Below are 19,579 nucleotides of genomic sequence, written 5' to 3'. Positions count from 1 at the left end.
TGCTAGTCCTCCTTCATTTTCAATTGAAGAAGAAGGTAATCATTACCCTGTTGCTGAACTAAAAACTCGACTTCTTGTCCTTCGCTGTAGCCATTTAAATCGACTGACTCACCTGCGGTAAAGTTCATTTCACCGGCTTCCCAACCAAGCGCCTCCGATGCTTTATGTTCGAGGGTGATCATCCCAAAATCAGCCATCAGCATAGTGATCTCTCCGCGCATCCATACCTCAGATACAGCAGCCACTTCACCGAGATTATAATCCACTATCTCGTACTGACCACCAGCGCCCTTTCGCATCTCAAACTCAATGCTCTGCCCTACCTGCATTGGGGCAACTTCAGCCTCGTCAGCAAGGTTAAAGTTCATGTTCATACTCGGCCAATCCCACTCTGGCACAGGTTCATGGTTGATGGTCAACATCCCATGATCTAGCATCACATCGGTGATTTCACCTTTAGTCCATACGCTTGGTTCCGGAGCTTCAACACCATTAATTCGAGAGAAGTCAGCGTTGATACTCGACTCAGAATCCAGCATAAAGTGAGCGGAGGTAACAATCTTATCTCCCTCTTCTAAACCCTGAAGAACCTCTATGCTATCGGTATCTTCACGCCCTAACTCAATACGTCCTGAACGATATTTCCCATTACCTTCAGCAAGTACCACTCGAGCCATACCGCCAGAGCGAATGACCGATGAACGCGGGATCACCAAGGCTTCCTCGTCACTGGTAGGTTGGATCGTTAAATTAGCAAACATATTCGGCTTCAGTCGTAGATCTGGATTATCAAACACCAACCTCACTCTCAAGGTTCTCGAACTTGCATCGAGAATGGGATAGATATAATCAAGTTCACCCTGCCAGTTTTCTCCTGGCAATGCGTCCAAAGTCATTTGTGTTGGTGTGCCTTGCTTTAGCCAGTGCGATTCTCTCTCAAATACTTCAGCATCTACCCAAACTTTATCCAAAGGTCCTGCTGAAATGGCTGTGGTCGCAGGTGTCACATAGCTGCCTTCGCGAATGTTTAGGCTGGCAACAACACCATCTGATGGTGCTTTAATTGCCATATTTTGTACCGCTACACCACGCTTTCTCACGTAGTTAATTTGAGCTGAGTCCATCCCCAAAGTACGTAATCTCTCAGTAGCGCCCTTAATCAAGCCCTTACGATTAGTTCTGTAAGCGTTCAGTAGCTCCTCTTGCGCTTTCACAAGCTCTGGTGAGTAGAGAGTGAACAGGACTTCACCCTTTTTGACACGCTGACCAACCACATTAACGTTAAGGCGCTGAACCCACCCATTGACTCTGACATTGGTTTGCCATAACTGACTTTCATCAAAGCCCACATACCCGACTGTATCTAATTGCGGACTCAATTTTTGTTTCACCACCAGTGTGGTTTTTACACCTAAATTGTTTTCTACCGCTGGGTCGATCTTCACAGTACCAGGCTTATCATTCTCACCAGACAAGTCCTCGGCATATACAGGAACTAAGTCCATGCCCATTGGGGATTTCCCTGGTTTGTCCCTTTGATAATTTGGGTCCATAGGCGCTACCCAGTATAGAGGCTCGTTACTAGAGCTTGCTTCACCCATATCCTTGTCATGAGACAGGTGAGTAACATAAGGGCCCACAATGCCTCCAATCACCCCACCGATGATCAGAGATAAAATAGCTAAAGTTGGCTTATTCATTTTTTGGACTCCTGAGAATTTGCCCCGTGAGACTGAGCTGTTGAATACGTTGGAGCACTGACCTGATAACCGTAGCCATTTATCAAGTAAGCGATGTCGGAGATTGTAAGATTGAGGTCGGTGATAAGGCGTTCATATTCTAAGTGCAACGATAAATCCTCAGCTTGCGCTTTGATCACCTGTTCAAACGCCAAAGTATTGTTGTCATAACCTCGATTAACGGCATCTACTCGCTCTTTGGAGCGAGGCAATAAGGCACCTTCATAGCGCTCGATTCGCTGTTCAAAGTTATCTTTTTCGACGATTAAGGTATTGAGCTTGGCATTTAATTGTTGAAGCAAAAGGTCTTTTTGAAGCCTTGAAGCGCCAAGCTTATGTTGAGCGGCATTGCTCACTCGGTCTTGTCGATTACCAGTAAATAAAGGGATATCCACTGTGACATAAGCGCTCAACAAGTCTGAAGCTGGTTCACCACGCATATTGTCAGCCTGACGATAAGCGTACATCACTTCGACACCAAACTGAGGCGCATACGCTTCCTCGCTGATATCTACCTCAATCTGGTTGGTTTTAATTTGGGTTTCTGACAGCTGTACCATAGGGTGCCCTTGTAGCAGCGGGTAATGCTTAACCCCAGTAGAGCCCGACAACTTATTATCGACATTTGGCCAATTTAGGTTGTTTGCGGCCTGTAATTGATGTTGTTGCTGTAGCCACTCATCACCTAGCCACTCAGATAACTGGTATTGAATGCGCTGTTGGTTTTGAGTGTTTGCTTGGAGCTTGTCATCGAGCTTGCTCAAAGAAAGCTCAGCATCTAGCAAGTCTTGTGTATCAATGTTACCTAGAGAGTAATTACTCTCCATGTAGCGCAGCAGTTGAGCTTGGAGTTGATGATTTTCTTTGAGATTCTCCTGCATAAATTGCAGATAACCCAACTCTAACCACAAGGTTGTCATCGCCTTTGCAACCTCTAGCTCTCTTGCCCTTATTTGAAATTGAGCGCCTTCCGCTTGTTGATTGGATTTTTTTTGTTTGAGTGACTGACTAGCGCCTCGCTCGAACTGTTGCATTAACCCGACTGAGATATTGGTCATCGGGTCTTCGTCAAAGCGAAAGCTATCCACGGGCAATCCGCCGACCCCAAACTTAAGCTTGGGATCCATTAAGCTTGAACTAGCGATACCCTGCTCTTGCATTGCTCGAGACTGAGCGCTGAATTGCATTCGGTTTTTATCGGCATCCAGTGCTTGCTCAATAAGCCTATTTAGCTCACTGCTTGCACTTACCGAAGTACTGATTAGCAAGGCACCCAACAGAGAGCCCGCTATAGAACGTTTGATAAACATGAGAATTCCATTAACTGCAACGCGTGATTAAATGCACGCGTATGAAAAGAATCGCATACTCAAATGCGATACCGTATTAGATAATGAAATTAAGAGATGGGTGGCCGATAAAGAGAGTTATGTACTCCTCTTTGAAGCTTACTTCTATAGGTACTAATTTCTGACAAACTAAAATTGAGAGTCACATATTTCGACTCAAGTTCACTAAAAAAGAGAGTATTACCCCCTGTAGTTTGACAGCAAGTGTGTCCACATTGCTCCAAACCAAGGCAATCATCAGCTAATTGTTGTGAATTGTTCATTGCATGATGAAGATCACTGAGCGACTCACAATCTGACATCTGTAAATGAACTGTTTGATTAGCTTCTTTAACGGGGTGTGTTAAGTGTGCTGTTGAAAAAGAGGAGGCATTAGCTAGCGGCACTGATAATGAAAAAATCAGTGCTAAGAAAATACTTATTATTTTCTCTAACTTATACATACATGCTCACTTAGGTGCTGAGTAGCATATTACAGCTAATCGCACTTTTAATGTCAAGGAGCATTGCAAAAATAGAGACGGAGCAGATAGCGACAATACGCAAACGAAATATCGATATTTCTTCTCAGAAATGCTCAAGTAGGGCTCATAAATTTCAAACATACAATTTGGAGAGTTCACTATTGAAATCAGTCGAGGCTGTAACAGATTCTGTGTAATTGCCATTTAGTTAATGTGCTTTTCGAGACGTTCCTCGAACTCGATAATAAACCGACTCATAGCCTGACGCCAGTTTTGAATGGGCATCGTCCATTTCTTGCTGGCGTCTTTGATCGCTAGGTATACCATTTTTGTTGCAGCCTCATCGTTTGGGAAGATCTTTCGTTTTTTTAGTGCTTTACGTATCACGCTGTTGAGAGATTCAATAGCATTAGTTGTGTAGATAGCTCTACGAATATCTTCAGGGTAGTTGAACAGCGTGTTGAGGTTCTGCCAATGATTGCGCCAGGACTTGGAGATTTGTGGATATTGACTATCCCAGGCTTCGCCAAAGCGCTCTAGCTCAAGTAAAGCCTCATCTTCTGTAGCTGAGCGATACACACGCTTTAGGTCAGCTGTGACGGCCTTATAATCTTTCCATGACACATACTTTAATGAGTTTCGTACCATATGGACGATACACAGCTGAATATGCGTTTGGGGGAAAACCGTGTTGATGGCATCGGGAAACCCCTTTAATCCATCCACACAAGCAATAAGAATGTCTTCAACACCACGTTGATTGAGCTCAGTTAAAACACTCAACCAAAATTTAGCGCCCTCGTTTTCTGCTATCCACATGCCCATGAGTTCTTTCTGACCATCAGTGTTAATACCTAGAGCGAGGAAGACCGACTTATTGATAATACGTTTGTCTTGGCGGATCTTGACCACAATACAATCGAGATAAACGATGGGATAAATGGCGTCAAGTGGCCTAGATTGCCACTCAACTATTTCTTCTATTACCGCATTTGTCACTCGTGATACGAGGCTAGGTGATATATCTGCGCCATACCATTCATCGAAAGCATTGACGATATCGCGAGTACTCATTCCTTGGGCATAGAGCCACAAGATTTTGTCATCCATAGAGGTAAATCGTGATTGGTGTTTTTTGACCAGTTTAGGTTCAAACGAGCCAAGGCGATCCCGAGGAGTATCAAGTTCAAACTCTCCATCTTCGGTTTTTACGCGTTTACTGCTCTTGCCATTGCGGTAATTATTAGACTTAGAGGGCTTATGTTTTTCGTAGCCAAGGTGCGCATCCATCTCTGCATTGAGAGCAGCCTCAACCGTTATTTTCTTCAGCATTTGGCTGAACTCAGTTAAGTCTTCAGGAGTTTTAATTCCTTTAGCAGCTTCCTTAGCGAAAGCTTCAAGTTCTTTCTTATTCATATTGCCTATCCTTAGCCTTTAAGGCTTAGTTTAGGCAATTACACAGAATTTAGGACAGTCTCAATCAGTCATACACATAATTAGTAATCTATGTTTCAAACTTTGATAGCGAACTTTATTTAAAAAAACTACTCTTAAGTTATCTCACACAGCTATGGGGGTATATTTTTGAAAGTATATAAAATGAAGGTTTCTATAAATCAATTACCGTTCATTTTGGCGGTCTATTACACTGTTATTATCAACTTGCCAATTGCAAGAGAAATCATACACATCATTGATGGCCTAGAAAGTGTCAAAATCGGATTTATCATTACCATACCTTTCTTTTTCCTAGCCGCTTTCAATTTTATCTTTGAATTATTTAGCTGGCCAAAAATGGCTAAACCCTTTTTCGTATTCCTACTTCTTACCTCCAGCTTAGTTAGCTATGGCATGTTCAATTACGGGATCTATGTCGACTATGGAATGATAGAGAATCTATTTGAAACCAACACCAGTGAAGCCTCGAGTTACTTGAGTTTGTATTCAGTTTTGTGGGTCGTATTTATGGGGGGACTGCCGGCGATTTTACTGAGTTTGACAAAGCTTGAGAAAATATCTTGGAAAAGATTCCTTGCACGGAAAACTGTGAGTATTACCTGCTCTTTACTAGTCGTCACTGTAATTGCCGCTCTTTATTACAAAGACTACGCTTCCATTGGTCGAAATAACAAGCATCTTCAAAAGATGATAATTCCCACGGAATATGCAAGAGCGACGGTGAAATATATCAATAACACCTACTTTAAGAAGCCCATGGTTTATCGAGAGTTAGGCTTAGATGCAAAACTATCAAAAGGAGACTCTAGCACCACAAAACCCACGCTATTGGTTTTTGTTTTAGGTGAGACAGCCCGAGTCCAGAATTATCAATACTACGGCTATGAACGAGAAACTAATGCTTATACAAAGCCGTTCGACCCTGTTTTCTTTTCGCATGTAGAATCCTGCGGGACAGCAACTGCAGTGTCTGTTCCTTGCATGTTCTCGAATATGAATAGAGGTAACTACGATAAAGAAAGAGCCTATCATCAAGATAACGCCATCGATATTATGAAGCGAGCGGGAATTCATTCAGTGTGGATAGAACATGATGGTGGCGATAAGGGAGTTGCACATCAAATTAAAAAGAAAACAATTGCACCAGACGATGAAGATCATCACTGCTCCAATAACAATTGCTATGATACAGATTTACTTGATAGTTTCGAGGATGATACTAAAGGCTTACAGCAAGATAGTATTCTTTTCTATCATATTTCGGGTTCCCATGGCCCTACCTACTACAAACGTTATCCAAGCTCTCATCGAAGATTTGCTCCAGATTGTCCACGATCCGATATTGAAAACTGTACCAATGAGGAAGTAGTGAATAGTTATGACAACACCATTTTGTATACCGATTTCTTTATTGCCCAAACAATTGAAAAACTACAAAAGCTCGAAGATGAATACAATGTTGCTTTAATCTATATCTCAGACCATGGCGAATCTTTAGGTGAAAATGGAATATATTTACACGGCATGCCCTATTCGCTTGCACCACCAGAACAAACCCATGTACCTATGATGTTTTGGGCCTCAGATGCGCTATTGAAGAACAAACACCTCGATACTGAATGTTTAAGAAAAATAGGTAAAGAGCAGTCGTTCTCACATGATAACTTGTTTGATTCTCTACTTGGATTTATGGATGTTGCCACATCCGAGTATAGGAAAAAACAGGATATTTTTGCCTTATGTCGATCCTAATCCAGCGACCAATTGCAAACGCAGTGAAGGCGACCAACAATCGCCCTCACTGCCTAAGCATTAAGCTCAGAGGCTCGCCAAACGTCATTTAATGATAGGTGTTGTTAACTAAATCAGTTGAACCTTTCCTCAGTCCCGCGATCTGATCACCATATAAAAAAGATGTGGTGGTGTGATGGGTAAATCGAAAAAGAAGATAACTAACTGAAGTGAGTATAACCAAGCTTTGTGTAAACGGGGTCAGGTCTTGCTTTTTGCATAAGAGAGATCTTAAAAGCAATATGGTCCCCCTTAGAATGCAGGGCAACTATAAGATCAGTGATGTGCGCACTATTGTGGGAGCGCTGAAAAGTGGCTTAGGTTATGCGCTAATCGACTTGTTTAATCTCGATCAGCCAATCTCAGAAACAAAGCTAGTAGCTCGTCTGACGGATCATAAGCTTTCCACTATGGATACAGGCATCTACCCTATCTATCCGCACCGAAAACAGACCTTACTTGTCAGCGAGTTTTTCAGTATGTGTAGCATCATATTGGCTCTCCTGTAATCTGGGAAAGCCATATTCCAAACGATAAAAACTGGTATCTATAGAGATCGCGCCCAAAGTCTGCGACTACATAGAGATGTTTTACAATGTAACGCCCTGATATGGTTCCAATAAACGGCTATCGCCTGTAGAGTATGCACAGTTTGATCGACAGCTAATTGGTTAAAAGCAAATTAGTGTGTATTAAGAATAAAGGATAGATAGGTCGTGGCTGAACAAGTGCAAACTTCGCTCCGTGTTGCGGTTATTGGTGGTGGGATCGCGGGCTCTACGGCAGCGTTACATCTTGCTGAACAGGGTATAGACGTAACTTTGATTGAGCAAAGTGATGGCTTAGTTAATGGTCCACCCATTTGTCATCTTCATGCTGGTGGTAATCTTTATCGAGAGATCTCTCAACAGCAATGTACAGCGTTACTTAAGCAGTCGATTGAGACAGTGCGTCTTTTCCCGTATGCCGTGAACGCACGACCTACGGTTATTGCAACGCCACTTACTGATAGCAATGAGCCAGAGGCCCTACTGCCTCGCCTTTCTGTTATCAAACAAAGCTATCAATCCTTGGTCTCACAAGACCCTCTAAATGCCGTATTAGGCGAGCCAGACCAGTATTACTCCCAATACAACCGTGAGCAATTAGAGGCGCTTCGTGACCACAAACAACCGAACAATCCATCGAGTCATGACGACTGGATGATTCCCTTTGCTCAATTCGTTGACCTAGATAAGCTCAAGTATCCAGTTGTGGTTGTTCAAGAATTTGGCCTGAGCGTTTTTCGTCTTGCAGCCAGTGTTACCCTCACTCTAGAGAATCATCCTCATGCTCTTTTGAAGATGGGATGTCGCTTAGAAGATGCGCGCTACGAAAATAACCAATGGCATTTAACCTACCAGCCCAAACAGGGCCAGAAGCAACACATCGTTGTGGATTATTTGGTGAATGCCACAGGATATAAAACGGGCACTATAGATGACCTGACCAAGCAGTCACAGAAGCGATTCGTGGAGTTTAAATCTGCATTCATAACACACTGGGAAAGCAGTGGCATACACTGGCCTGAGGTAATTTTCCATGGTGAGAGAGGCACACCGCAAGGCATGGCGCAGCTAACCCCGTATAGTAATGGTTACTTTCAAGTCCACGGTATGACCGAATCTATCACCTTGTTTGACAAAGGCTTGGTAGCAAGTGAAGCACCAAGCTCACAACCTCGATTGCCATCAGAGCTTGAGGTCAAAATCACTCATGGATGGCCTGAAACGGCGATTCAACAGCGCACCCAAAATGCCATTGGACATATGAGTCAGCATATCCCCTCATTTTCAAAGGCAACCGTGGGCGGAAAACCCCTTTTTGGTGCTCAGCAAATCCCAGGGGAAGACCCAAGTCTGCGCGTCGCTGATGTCTCATTCACCCAAAATAACTATGCACGGATTGAACTGGTAAAGGCCTCATCGGCCTATCAGGCAGCACGTAAGATCAAACAACAGTTGCAAGACTTAAGTAGTGCTGAACAAGCTTTAACGACATCTGAGATGAGTTCTGGAACCACTATCGAGCAGGCCCATCCATACTTATCAGCTTTATCCTCAGAGAAGATAGAACTGCGAGCTAAAGCATTGGCGAGAGACAGAGGCTACCCAGAAGCCCTAGCAATTCAAACCGGAACGACTTCCGATAGCTGATAGTTTGGTTGATGAGTTATTTAGAGGCCTGTTGCTACCTAAGGTGAGAGAGTGCGGATCGTTTAGCTGATCGCACTGAGAAGTTTTGGGTAAAACGAGTTACAAATCAAATCACATTCTGACTTTTCAGACTGCCTTAGGTCATTCAGCAGACATTAAGGTGGCTAAATTCACTATGCCACTACAAATCGAATTTATTGAACCAAAAACTACCATGTAAAACCAACAGTCACAGTTGCCACACTCTCATCATATTCACCAAAACGATCTTCAAGTTTATCTGCTTCCCATCGGTGCTCTGCCACTTCAACGTCTAGGTAAAACATTTTCCATGTTGAATGCACGCCTGCGCCGTATCTGGCCGTTCCGCTCGCCAGTAGATCTTTGGCGGCTTGCTCGTCGATAATTTGCAGCTCGTAGCCTATTAGTGCATAGGGTTTGATGGTGAAATCTTGGCCTAAGTGAAACTTCCAACCGGCTTCAAATTCAGTACCGACAAAGTAACCGTCATCGCTGTTATATTGTGGCGTATCTTGCTCGATAACAGAGTCGCCTTTACCTCCGTATAGAGAGCCACCAAATATCTCACCATTGTATCCAAGCTCAACAATTGCGGTATCACCTTGAACGTTACTGCCATGTGAGGTGCCGCCACCAACGTACCAATCGGTATTGGCCAATACGCTGGTTGAAGTAAGTAGTGCTAGAACAGATACAATGTTAGAGATTGTTTTCATTTGATCTTTCCTCATACAGATTCTTTGCAAAATCAGTGCTTAGGGTCTTGTTGTTGAGCACAAGATACCTATGCCGTAACTAGCAATCAAAGATCGAATATGCATATCTGTTATGTGTTCAGGTAATTTGATATGAGTTCAGAAGTAAAGAAATTAGGAGATATGAATAAGGTAAACAGCAATAGTGAAAAATGCCTTTATGTTCCTGTTGTTTCCTCGATAACCATAATGAAAAGCTTTAATCCACATCCTGACAAAATCGAAATAAAAACCCGCCAGGTGTTTGAACAATAAACTGTTTTTGAGTGATCACAGCAGTGCCACATTGATATTCCTTTGACTCCATATCCAAATAGATTGAATCTGCTGCCCTTGCTCTAACGTTGCGATACAGTACCTCTATATCAGTCACATCCCATTGAAAGTTTATGCCTCGTCCTAGTGGAAAATCTAAACTGCCCGTAGTCCATTTACGGCTGTTTCCATTGAGACCTTCTAACATCACATCAACACCATCACGGGTAAGGTAGGCAAAATCTTCGTCAGGACGCTCGTACTTCACCGAGAAGCCAAATACGTAAATAAAATAAGATTTACTGATGCTCATATCAAAGCAATACAATTCTGGTACAACTCGTAGTGTCATAATCGCCTTATTCGCTATCGCTGATATCGGTGCTGATTAAAACAATTCGCTCGATGTTCCTCATCCCTACTCCATACGCTCTTGCTCAATAACTAGCCTCACTTGTCGCTCAAGCCACGAAATCAATGCTGAATTCGTGTACTTGGTATGAAAATAGCAAAACACCGTAAAAGACATTTGCTCTCCTTTTACTAAAGGGGTGAGCGCTTTTAGATTTGGGAAGCGTTTTAGAGGGAACAAATCGGAGTGCGGCATAAAGAAGTCGGTGTGCTCTATTACATCGACCACGGCCATCACAAACTCTGAACGAAAACCTACTGTTGGCGTCAACCCTTGTTGTTTCATTACATCCGCGGCCAGTGTTTTATTGTCATTCCACCCCGCAGTATGAATGGATGCTATCGCAAATGGCTCTAGCGCTTTTGGCGTTACTTCGCTGTGAGTTAGAGGATGATCTTTTCTGACGATAACCCGGCTATTAAGCTCTACTAAAGCTTTGGCGCTGACGCTTTGAATTAGCTTTTGCTCCATACTGATGCCAAACAAAATCTCGCCGCTGCGGATATCATTTAATGTTTCTTTGTTCCACCCGACAAGCTCTATAGTGGCATTGGGAGCGATAAGTTTTAGGTGTTGAAATAGCGCGCCAGATAAAGAGGTCAACACAATTGGCGCTACCGCTATTTTTAACGCGCCAGTTAACTCATCGGCTGCAAACTCAGTTTTTCCATTTAATACTGTGGCTAAGCCATCTAAAAATGGCGCTATCTTTTGTGCCAAATTGACCGCAAATGGAGTGGCGGTTAGGCCTTGCGGCGCTTTGACAAACAGCTCATCTTGAAAATGAAACCTTAACTTTTGCAGAGCCTGACTAATGGCGGGCTGGGAAACCAACAGTCGCTCTGATGCTTTACGCATATTGAGCTCTTGGCTCAATACTAAAAATGTTTTGAGCAGATTAAGATCCAGCGTATTAAAACGATCTTTTGCCATTAGTTTTCCCTCTCAATGGACTGTGTGCGATGTCATCCCTCTCTCATTTCACAGTAAGTCATTTCTATTTTTACAACAAGGCAGTTCGAGTAATTCTATATGCCAATAAGCTGCAGCTATCAGCCACATTAGCACTGCTAATTAGCCTAATCACGGGAATAAAAACACAATAGTGCAGCAAAGCAAGGAGCTATTGAGAAGAAAGGATTGGTTTTCCCCAGTTAAGGCTAAGCATGAAAAATTTAATCACCACTGTTACCACCGTTATTGCATTCTCATTACTATCGACCGCTGTTCAGGCGAACATGTCTGAGCCAGCTCATCGTGTTGGTGTGGGTTACAACAGTACTAACACCTCGGAATGGTTAACAAAATCCGACAAATGGGGTGACGGTATTCGCCTAGAATACGGCTATGAGCTCAATAATATTCTTGGTATTAATCTTTCTTACTCGCAAAACAAAGATACCTTTTTACTTGCTGAACAAACCACAGATCTTGATGGCTATAACATTAAAATCGACACCGATATTGGCTATAAAATCCATATGAATGGCTTTGCAATTAAGCCCTACGGAATTTTAGGTCTGGCTCGACAATCTGAAACTCGAACGCTAAACGATACGAAATATCGCTTCAATGAAATTAGTTTTGTGACTGGCGCAGGCCTCAGAGCCGATCTCAATCAGCACCTTTACTCGGACTTTCGATTTGATTTCTCGCGCTACAATGATAGCGAGTATTACACTGTCTCTTGGACACTTGGTTACCAGTTTTAATCGCCCCTCTCGCACCATTATCCAACACAATGCTACGACCAAAGCCACTGCTTATGCAGTGGCTTTACTATTTTTCCCACACTGAAAATTTGAGTCACAATAAGATGTATTGATATGTTAATATGCGCGTAGATTGGTAACAAATCCTAAGGATGGGAAGTGCGAAATCAACAGCAAGGATTTACCTTAATAGAGTTAATAGTGGCACTTGTCATTGTCGCAACACTGGCGGTAGTGGCTGCTCCGCGCTTTCTCAACTTCTCAAATAATGCTTTTGAAGCCAGCATTAAAGGAGTCGAAGGCGCTCTAAAATCCTCACTCTCTTTCGCCGATGCAAAAATTGCCATCGACAACGCAAACACCTCCATTGACTACCAAGGGCAAACCATTTCACTCACCGGTGGAATGCCTGCCGCCAGCGCAGGAACACTTCGCGCACTGCTTGATATAGAAGTTCCCACCTCATGGACTCGCAATTGGCAAACCGTTCCTTGTGGTGAACCTGAATTTTGTATTTTAGGAAATATGTTTCCCGGCAAGAATGGCTATGTTGCGGTGCCAAATTATCCCCTGACGCAAAATGGCGGACAAGATCGGGCCTCTTATATTTGGCCAAGAGGCTATGTACTGAAATCCAATGGTTGCTATGCGTTTTATATTAATGAAGCAACCAAAGGTGTTTATTATTCTGGTTCCATTGTCGAAGGTTGTTAAGCCTAGAGATTTAGCCACTCAACGTCGGTAAATATTAATAGATCACGTCATCAACCCAAACAAGATGACAGCTGATTAAAACCACGCAAAAAAACCACAAAACAATCACATACAACCTACCAAAATGCAACAAGGTGACTAGCTTCCAATATTTGAAAACCCATTTCAATATGCAATATTTTTCCTATTCAGATCATAAAATGTACATAGCAATAAACGTACTATAAATGCAGTCGTTAGCATAAGGAGTGGTTATGTTTTATGTGCACATGTTGTTACTTTTAGCCGTTATATTTGTTGGCATCCGCTATGGCGGTATTGCGTTTGGCTTGCTTGGCGGATTGGGCGTTTCTGTTCTCAGTTTTGTATTTGGTATTGCGCCGGGTCAACCGCCTATCGGAGTCATGCTGATCATCCTTGCTGTGGTTGCCGCATCCGCCACACTTGAAGCCACTGGCGGCCTCAAATTATTGGTTAAATATGCTGAGATACTGCTAAGGAAACACCCTTCAAAAGTAGTCTTTTTAGGGCCGTTATGTACCTATTTCTTAACGGTATTGGTCGGCACAGGTCACTCCGTCTACCCTCTATTACCTGTAATATACGATGTTAGTATAAAGCGTGGTATTCGCCCCGAAAGACCGATGGCTATCTCAACCGTCGCCTCTCAAATGGGCATTACTGCTAGCCCTATTGCGGCGGCGGCAGCGGTAGTTATGGCAACTGCGGCAAGTAATAATCTGGATATTACCTTAGGTCAGGTATTGCTAGTCACTATTCCTGCAACGCTTACAGGCGTGCTTTTAGCCGCCACTTGGAGCCTTAAACGCGGTAAAGATCTTAGCGAAGACCCTGAGTTTTTAGAGCGTTGTAAAGATCCTCAATTTAAAGCGCAACTTATCGATACCAGTGAAACAAGCACCCACACCAATGGGGCACAAGAAGACAAACAAGCAAAACGAGGCTTAACCGTATTCTTGCTTGGTATCCTCACTGTAATTTGTATTGCGATGTTTGGTAAAGATATTGGCTTGCTACCAAAAGGAGTCAGCACCTCGACTGCGCTCCAATTTTTGATGTTGTCAGTAGGTGCTATCATTTTGCTTACGACCAATGTTGACCCGAAAAAAATCGTAAAAACTAACGTCTTTATCGCAGGAATGAGTGCGGTCATCATCATCTTTGGTATTGCCTGGATGAGTGACACCATCATTGCGCACAATAAACCATATATCATTGGTTTGGTTGAAGATATCGTGCAAACACATCCGTGGACCTTTGCCATTGCGATGTATGCATCATCTGTGTTTTTGAAGAGTCAAGCGGCCGTGCTCACCATCATGTTGCCGCTTGGCTTTGCGTTAGGGATCCCAGCCGAAGTGCTTATTGGCGTGCTACCCGCTTGTTACGCTTACTACTTTTTCCCATTTTACCCATCCGATCTAGCCGCCATCACCTTTGACCGTTCAGGAACAACTCGGATAGGTAAATATATTCTCAACCATAGTTTCTTAATTCCAGGCTTCATTGGTGTGATTAGTGCAACCGCTATTGGCTATGCATTATCCATCGGCATTTTGCCTCTTTGGTTGTGGGCGATAGTGGTTGGCGGACTTGCTTTTGCGGTAAACGGTTATATGAATCGTCTTAGCTCAAAAACATTGGAGCTAGCGTAATAGCGATGCTTTAAAAAACGAACTTAACTAGTGCGAGACACAGCAAAACGGATACCCCGTAAGAAGAAAACCCGAGAGCTAACTAGGTTCTCGGGTTTTTTATGCACCATTAGGGTACTGAGTGATTTCTCGTTTTCTTTACAAGAGTTTATCTGCGTCTTCCTATTCTAATTGACTCTCTCCTCGTGCAATTTATATGCACTTAATTTCCTTTAATGGTGCATCTTTCATTCACTCAATAAGACTCGTATACTACAAATCACTTGTCGGAGTGCCATAAGGCTGAGACCGTTAACTCGGGATCCGTTGAACCTGATCAGGCTAATACCTGCGAAGGGAACAAGAGTAGAGATTTTATCAACCCAGATCTCTATCCCCAGATCACAACTTTATCTAAGCTGTGTTCTTTCTTGTTGCGTCAAATCCGCCAAGCATTTTATACCAATCACTATGATTAAATGATCAGAAATAGCATAGAGTAAACGCTTGATAGTAACGCTAGATTTTAGAGTAACTCGTTGTTTTAAAATCAAAATTCACAGTGTCACTGTCATGAGTTTTGACCCGCTAGACTGATTAATTAACGACTGCAATTGGTGTTATTACCTTTAATTATTGGAAAATGCTATGTCGAACCGTAAACAATCTAGGCTAGAAGCGAAACGATTTATTGATTCACTGTCTGTACAGCCCTACCCCAATTCAAATAAACGCTACATTCAAGGTTCACACGCGGCGATACAAGTGCCAGTGCGTGAAATTTCCCTAGCCGATAGTTTGGTAGGCGGAAGTAAAGAATCCCCTATCTATCAAACCAACGAGCCTATTCACGTTTATGATACCTCGGGGGTGTACACCGACCCTGAGCACACTATTGATTTATATAACGGCTTGCCAAAACTGAGAGAGCAATGGATAACCCAGCGTCAAGATACCGAATATCTTGATGGTGTAAGCTCCAGCTACACCAAAACTCGTTTAGAAGATGACACCTTAGATGAGCTTCGCTATGGAAACCTTCCTAAAGTCCGCCAAGCAAAAGCGGGCAATTGCGTCACCCAACTGCACTACGCTCGTCAAGGCATTATCACACCAGAAATGGAGTATATTGCGATTCGTGAAAATATGGGGCGTCAAAAATTTGCTGACGAGCAGCTAAATCATCAACATGCAGGGCAACATTTTGGGGCAAACTTGCCTAAAGAGATCACCCCCGAGTTTGTGCGCCGAGAAGTAGCAGAAGGACGCGCCATTATTCCGTCCAACATCAACCACCCAGAAGCAGAGCCTATGATCATTGGTCGTAACTTCTTGGTTAAGGTGAACGCCAATATCGGTAACTCTTCGGTAAGTTCATCTATCGAGGAAGAAGTTGAAAAGCTGGTGTGGTCTACCCGCTGGGGCGCAGATACGGTGATGGATTTGTCTACAGGCCGAAATATTCATGAAACGCGCGAATGGATTTTGCGTAATAGCCCAGTGCCGATAGGTACCGTTCCTATGTATCAAGCGTTGGAAAAAGTAAACGGCGTCGCCGAAAACCTCAACTGGGAAGTGATGCGTGATACTTTGATTGAGCAGGCAGAACAAGGCGTTGATTACTTTACGATTCATGCCGGTTTGTTGCTGCGCCACGTGCCAATGACCGCCAAACGTGTCACGGGCATTGTTTCGCGCGGCGGTTCTATTATTGCTAAGTGGTGTCTGGCCCATCATCAAGAAAGCTTCTTATATACTCATTTTCGTGAAATCTGTGAAATCTGTGCCAAATACGATGTTAGCTTATCTCTAGGAGACGGACTTCGCCCAGGTTCAATCGCCGATGCCAATGATGAAGCGCAATTTGCCGAACTGCGCACACTAGGCGAGCTCACCAAAGTAGCGTGGGAATATGACGTGCAGGTGATCATCGAAGGCCCGGGGCATATCCCGATGCATATGATCAAAGAAAACATGCAAGAGCAATTAGAGCATTGCCATGAAGCGCCATTTTATACGCTTGGCCCTTTAACCACCGATATTGCACCGGGTTATGACCACATTACGTCGGGCATTGGAGCGGCATTAATTGGTTGGTATGGCTGTGCAATGCTTTGCTATGTCACGCCCAAAGAGCATTTAGGCTTACCGAATAAAGAAGACGTAAAAACGGGGCTTATTACCTACAAATTAGCCGCGCACGCAGCCGACCTTGCCAAAGGTCATCCAGGCGCGCAAATTCGTGATAATGCCTTATCAAAAGCACGCTTTGAGTTCCGTTGGGAAGACCAATTTAATCTTTCATTAGATCCTGAAACAGCTCGCTCTTTTCACGATGAAACGCTTCCACAAGAATCTGGAAAAGTCGCTCATTTCTGCTCAATGTGCGGCCCTAAATTCTGCTCAATGAAGATTTCACAAGAAGTGCGTGAATATGCTAAAGACTTCAAACAAGTTGCCCTAGATTCCGCTCTAGAAATCAAAATGCTCGACAACCCGCTCGAAGGAATGCGCCAAAAATCCCAAGAGTTCCTAGACTCCGGCTCCGAACTCTACCACCCTGGGGTCAGGTCTTGAAATTTGCAGCCAAAAGCTAATTTAAATTAAACACCCATAATTCATCCCCAGTGACAAATCATCACTGGGGATCCGTCTTTTATTACAACGTTAACGACAAGTTCAGACCAATACCCGCCTGAGTTTCATCCGCATAAGAGCCTGCAATATCAATATGCACAACATCAAACGGACTTAGACCAATACCAGCGGTAATGCTGTCTTTAAAGTTTCCTTCTAAATCATGCTCATAACCTACGCGAAGCTGAGCCCAGTTAAATAGGTTCCCTTCTACGCCAGCGCGTATAAACTGAGTATCATCGGTGGTAATGTGTTTAAACCTTGTTTGCTTATTCAAATCACCATCAACCGCAACCGTGAAATACTCAAGTTGGTAAGCCACACCCATCGCAATGTTTGGGTCAACTTGATAGGTGTGTGAAGTGCCCGATATTGGCGCAGTTTCAATCTCATTGCTGATCAGGTTCTTAGCACTAAGACCGACAGACAACGCATGCCACTGATATAAAAAGCCAACATCTAAATTAAACACGTTCTCAGTGTTCTTTGAGTCATCGTAATCACTCAATTCAAAATCATCTAAGCTGCTTTTTGAATAGTAGCTATGTAGCTGCTGAAACTTTGGTGAGAAACCAACCGACACGCGATGCTCGTCAAACGAGAATTGTTTTGCCAGCGTCACGCCAATATCCATAACGCCCACGCCAATTACTGATGCTTCGGCGCTACGGTATGCTTGCTCGATGGTAGCCCAATCTGAGCTATTAATTGGTTCTGCATCCACCATAGAAACCACGTTCACGTAGTTTTGACTAAACAGAGCCACAGATACCGTCTCAAAAGGAATCGCCACCGCAATCCCAACACTTGCTTCTGCAAACACTGGCGCATTCTCAGCAACAGCATTAAAAGTATCGGCGAACTTGTCGATATCCTCTTGGTTACTGTTTTCGTTAAGGTTATCTACGTTATCTTGCAAGTCGTTGATATCAGATAAAGTGTCATCTTGATCCAAGGCTCTCACGCCAATAGAAGGAAGCAAAATACCAAAGCTATCGCTTTCTTTACTATTTGCCAGCAAAGCTGGGTTAATAAAACTCGCCGATAAATAGTTGCCAGAGGCCACTCCTGTGCCACCCATAGCGGTTGTACGTCCATCTGCATAATAATTGCTGGCATGCGCTAGGTTAGAAATGGCAAAAAGCGCACCGATCCCTACGCCAACTTTAGTTATGTATTTCATTGATATCCCTATAATTTTAATTGTGATTTAAATTCTTTGTCTGTCATTCAAAATACTATTGTTTCAGCACCCAATGCTAATTGATTCATATGATGAATATCAAAGTTGTGATGAATCTATCAGCGATGCAACAAAAAACGATTGCACCCATATGAAAGTTTTCTTTCATTCAAACTCATCGAATGCCCAGTAGATCAAGCATTGAGGCATGTCGAGGACTTAAATCAGCTGCAAATTTCAAGACCTGACCCCGCACTTTCCCGCTGGTGAAACGGCGGTTTTCGTGTGTGAAAGGATGTTTTTGGTTTTTATGACTTGGGTTCGCTTTATATTTTTTAGGTTCTATTAATATAAGATCTGGTTAATTAAATTTCCCTTCTATATAAATTCAAAGTTCTTCATCAACGTCGTGATGCATATATTAAATAGATTGTTATGACGTCTTTGATTAGCTCATTTATTCTCTGCTTATTATTGAGATATTATTATGATTGACGACTACTACTTTTATTTGACTGCTATTCCCGCAGTTCTGGTCTACGGCATTGGCAAAGGAGGATTTGGTGGCGGATTAGGGGTGATTGCTGTGCCTCTTATCGCTCTGACTATTCCTCCCTTTCAGGCGGCTTCCATTTTGTTGCCTATTTTGTGTGTCATGGATATCTTTGCCGTAAAACATCATCACAGAAACTGTGACTACAAAGAGCTGAAGATGATTTTCCCGTATGCATTTATTGGCATTTTGATTGGCTCGGTGATCATGGGAGTGGTATCGGACAAAGTGGTAGAAATCAGTATTGGCGCGGTGTCACTGCTATTTTGCGTGCAATATTACTTAGTGGGTCCAGCCAAAAGTTCGGGCAAAATCTCTTGCGGTATCTGGAGTACCTTATCAGGAATTTCTAGCACTATGATTCATGCAGGTGGCGGGCCAATTAGCATTTATTTGCTACCTAAAAACCTTAATAAGATGGTTTTAGTGGGCACTATGGCGGTGTTATTTGCCATTATGAATCTGATTAAGCTGATTCCTTACGCTTACTTTGGTCAATTTGACTCACAAAATCTGCTGACTTCACTGGTGCTTCTTCCTCTTGCGCCAATCGGTGTGAAACTTGGAGTATATTTATTAAATATTGCTTCACAGCAACAAGTGTATCGTATTTGTTATTTCCTGCTGCTACTTTCTGGCGCTAAATTATTACATTCTGGCTTAATGGGATAAGCCTGTTTTTTAAT

Annotated in this window: 16 protein-coding genes and 1 riboswitch; of the genes, 8 read left to right on the top strand and 8 right to left on the bottom strand. The window is 43.1% G+C overall.

What is annotated here, in order from left to right; all coding sequences use genetic code 11:
* Positions 1-2: 2 nt before the first annotated feature.
* The 4 genes from OCU38_RS04065 to OCU38_RS04050 form a co-directional block, all read right to left on the bottom strand.
* A complete protein-coding gene (locus OCU38_RS04065; RefSeq protein ID WP_261823847.1) occupies positions 3-1,700 on the bottom strand; it encodes an efflux RND transporter periplasmic adaptor subunit in 1,698 nt (565 codons plus the stop codon).
* Positions 1,697-3,049 (bottom strand): TolC family protein, encoded by a 1,353-nt coding sequence (locus OCU38_RS04060; RefSeq protein WP_261823846.1) that lies wholly within the window; start codon positions 3,047-3,049, stop codon positions 1,697-1,699. The genes OCU38_RS04065 and OCU38_RS04060 overlap by 4 nt, the downstream gene beginning before the upstream one ends.
* A gap of 89 nt (positions 3,050-3,138) precedes the next feature.
* Positions 3,139-3,531 carry a hypothetical protein gene (locus OCU38_RS04055; RefSeq protein ID WP_261823845.1) on the bottom strand — a complete coding sequence of 131 codons (393 nt, stop codon included), beginning with the start codon at positions 3,529-3,531 and terminating at the stop codon, positions 3,139-3,141.
* A gap of 225 nt (positions 3,532-3,756) precedes the next feature.
* The gene (locus OCU38_RS04050; protein WP_261822543.1) at positions 3,757-4,968 is read right to left on the bottom strand and encodes an IS256 family transposase; all 1,212 of its coding nucleotides are present in this window, start codon (positions 4,966-4,968) and stop codon (positions 3,757-3,759) included.
* Between the two features lie 168 nt (positions 4,969-5,136).
* Between OCU38_RS04050 and OCU38_RS04045 the strand changes: the two genes are divergently transcribed.
* From OCU38_RS04045 to OCU38_RS04035, 3 genes are all read left to right on the top strand, one after another.
* Positions 5,137-6,762: a phosphoethanolamine transferase gene (locus OCU38_RS04045; RefSeq protein ID WP_261823844.1), complete on the top strand. Its 1,626-nt coding sequence runs from the start codon at positions 5,137-5,139 to the stop codon at positions 6,760-6,762.
* Between the two features lie 296 nt (positions 6,763-7,058).
* Positions 7,059-7,310 (top strand): type 2 periplasmic-binding domain-containing protein, encoded by a 252-nt coding sequence (locus tag OCU38_RS04040; RefSeq protein WP_261823843.1) that lies wholly within the window; start codon positions 7,059-7,061, stop codon positions 7,308-7,310.
* A gap of 207 nt (positions 7,311-7,517) precedes the next feature.
* Complete coding sequence (locus OCU38_RS04035; RefSeq protein WP_261823842.1) at positions 7,518-8,996, top strand: FAD-dependent oxidoreductase; 1,479 nt, start codon at positions 7,518-7,520, stop codon at positions 8,994-8,996.
* Between the two features lie 209 nt (positions 8,997-9,205).
* Here OCU38_RS04035 and OCU38_RS04030 read toward each other — a convergent pair whose 3' ends face one another.
* The 3 genes from OCU38_RS04030 to OCU38_RS04020 form a co-directional block, all read right to left on the bottom strand.
* Positions 9,206-9,733: a hypothetical protein gene (locus tag OCU38_RS04030; protein ID WP_261823841.1), complete on the bottom strand. Its 528-nt coding sequence runs from the start codon at positions 9,731-9,733 to the stop codon at positions 9,206-9,208.
* Between the two features lie 238 nt (positions 9,734-9,971).
* Positions 9,972-10,379 (bottom strand): VOC family protein, encoded by a 408-nt coding sequence (locus OCU38_RS04025; protein ID WP_261823840.1) that lies wholly within the window; start codon positions 10,377-10,379, stop codon positions 9,972-9,974.
* Between the two features lie 66 nt (positions 10,380-10,445).
* Positions 10,446-11,372 carry a LysR family transcriptional regulator gene (locus OCU38_RS04020; protein ID WP_261823839.1) on the bottom strand — a complete coding sequence of 309 codons (927 nt, stop codon included), beginning with the start codon at positions 11,370-11,372 and terminating at the stop codon, positions 10,446-10,448.
* Positions 11,373-11,605: 233 nt separating this feature from the next.
* Between OCU38_RS04020 and OCU38_RS04015 the strand changes: the two genes are divergently transcribed.
* The 4 genes from OCU38_RS04015 to thiC all read left to right on the top strand — a co-directional run bounded on the left by OCU38_RS04015 (position 11,606) and on the right by thiC (position 17,097).
* Complete coding sequence (locus OCU38_RS04015) at positions 11,606-12,151, top strand: porin family protein (RefSeq protein WP_261823838.1); 546 nt, start codon at positions 11,606-11,608, stop codon at positions 12,149-12,151.
* Positions 12,152-12,310: 159 nt separating this feature from the next.
* On the top strand, positions 12,311-12,865 hold the full coding sequence (locus OCU38_RS17065; RefSeq protein ID WP_315972560.1) for a pilus assembly FimT family protein: 555 nt from the start codon (positions 12,311-12,313) through the stop codon (positions 12,863-12,865).
* Between the two features lie 254 nt (positions 12,866-13,119).
* Positions 13,120-14,541, top strand: a complete 1,422-nt coding sequence (locus tag OCU38_RS04005) for an anaerobic C4-dicarboxylate transporter (protein ID WP_261823837.1) — start codon at positions 13,120-13,122, stop codon at positions 14,539-14,541.
* 257 nt (positions 14,542-14,798) lie between these two features.
* A riboswitch (TPP riboswitch) is annotated at positions 14,799-14,897 on the top strand.
* A 271-nt stretch (positions 14,898-15,168) separates the two neighbouring features.
* The gene (gene thiC / locus OCU38_RS04000; protein ID WP_261823836.1) at positions 15,169-17,097 is read left to right on the top strand and encodes a phosphomethylpyrimidine synthase ThiC; all 1,929 of its coding nucleotides are present in this window, start codon (positions 15,169-15,171) and stop codon (positions 17,095-17,097) included.
* 82 nt (positions 17,098-17,179) lie between these two features.
* On the opposite strand, the gene OCU38_RS03995 is transcribed toward thiC, so the two are convergent.
* Positions 17,180-18,340, bottom strand: coding sequence for a conjugal transfer protein TraF (locus OCU38_RS03995; protein ID WP_261823835.1), 1,161 nt, complete (start codon positions 18,338-18,340; stop codon positions 17,180-17,182).
* A 487-nt stretch (positions 18,341-18,827) separates the two neighbouring features.
* Here OCU38_RS03995 and OCU38_RS03990 point away from each other — a divergent pair, with 487 nt between their 5' ends.
* Positions 18,828-19,565, top strand: coding sequence for a sulfite exporter TauE/SafE family protein (locus OCU38_RS03990; RefSeq protein ID WP_261823834.1), 738 nt, complete (start codon positions 18,828-18,830; stop codon positions 19,563-19,565).
* Positions 19,566-19,579: the final 14 nt, after the last annotated feature.

The organism is Vibrio neonatus, from assembly GCF_024346975.1.
Classification (GTDB): Bacteria; Pseudomonadota; Gammaproteobacteria; order Enterobacterales; family Vibrionaceae; genus Vibrio; species Vibrio neonatus.
The sequence above is the reverse complement of the archived record's forward strand: the minus strand, read 5'-3'. Positions and strand labels throughout refer to the sequence as shown.

Coding starts and splice junctions, on each gene's coding strand:
- OCU38_RS04065 (WP_261823847.1), bottom strand. CDS start 1,700: ATGAATAAGCCAACTTTAGCTATTTTATCTCTGATCATCGGTGGGGTG.
- OCU38_RS04005 (WP_261823837.1), top strand. CDS start 13,120: ATGTTTTATGTGCACATGTTGTTACTTTTAGCCGTTATATTTGTTGGC.
- OCU38_RS04030 (WP_261823841.1), bottom strand. CDS start 9,733: ATGAAAACAATCTCTAACATTGTATCTGTTCTAGCACTACTTACTTCA.
- OCU38_RS03995 (WP_261823835.1), bottom strand. CDS start 18,340: ATGAAATACATAACTAAAGTTGGCGTAGGGATCGGTGCGCTTTTTGCC.
- OCU38_RS04040 (WP_261823843.1), top strand. CDS start 7,059: ATGCAGGGCAACTATAAGATCAGTGATGTGCGCACTATTGTGGGAGCG.
- OCU38_RS04020 (WP_261823839.1), bottom strand. CDS start 11,372: ATGGCAAAAGATCGTTTTAATACGCTGGATCTTAATCTGCTCAAAACA.
- OCU38_RS04055 (WP_261823845.1), bottom strand. CDS start 3,531: ATGTATAAGTTAGAGAAAATAATAAGTATTTTCTTAGCACTGATTTTT.
- OCU38_RS04015 (WP_261823838.1), top strand. CDS start 11,606: ATGAAAAATTTAATCACCACTGTTACCACCGTTATTGCATTCTCATTA.
- OCU38_RS04060 (WP_261823846.1), bottom strand. CDS start 3,049: ATGTTTATCAAACGTTCTATAGCGGGCTCTCTGTTGGGTGCCTTGCTA.
- OCU38_RS04025 (WP_261823840.1), bottom strand. CDS start 10,379: ATGACACTACGAGTTGTACCAGAATTGTATTGCTTTGATATGAGCATC.
- thiC (WP_261823836.1), top strand. CDS start 15,169: ATGTCGAACCGTAAACAATCTAGGCTAGAAGCGAAACGATTTATTGAT.
- OCU38_RS03990 (WP_261823834.1), top strand. CDS start 18,828: ATGATTGACGACTACTACTTTTATTTGACTGCTATTCCCGCAGTTCTG.
- OCU38_RS04050 (WP_261822543.1), bottom strand. CDS start 4,968: ATGAATAAGAAAGAACTTGAAGCTTTCGCTAAGGAAGCTGCTAAAGGA.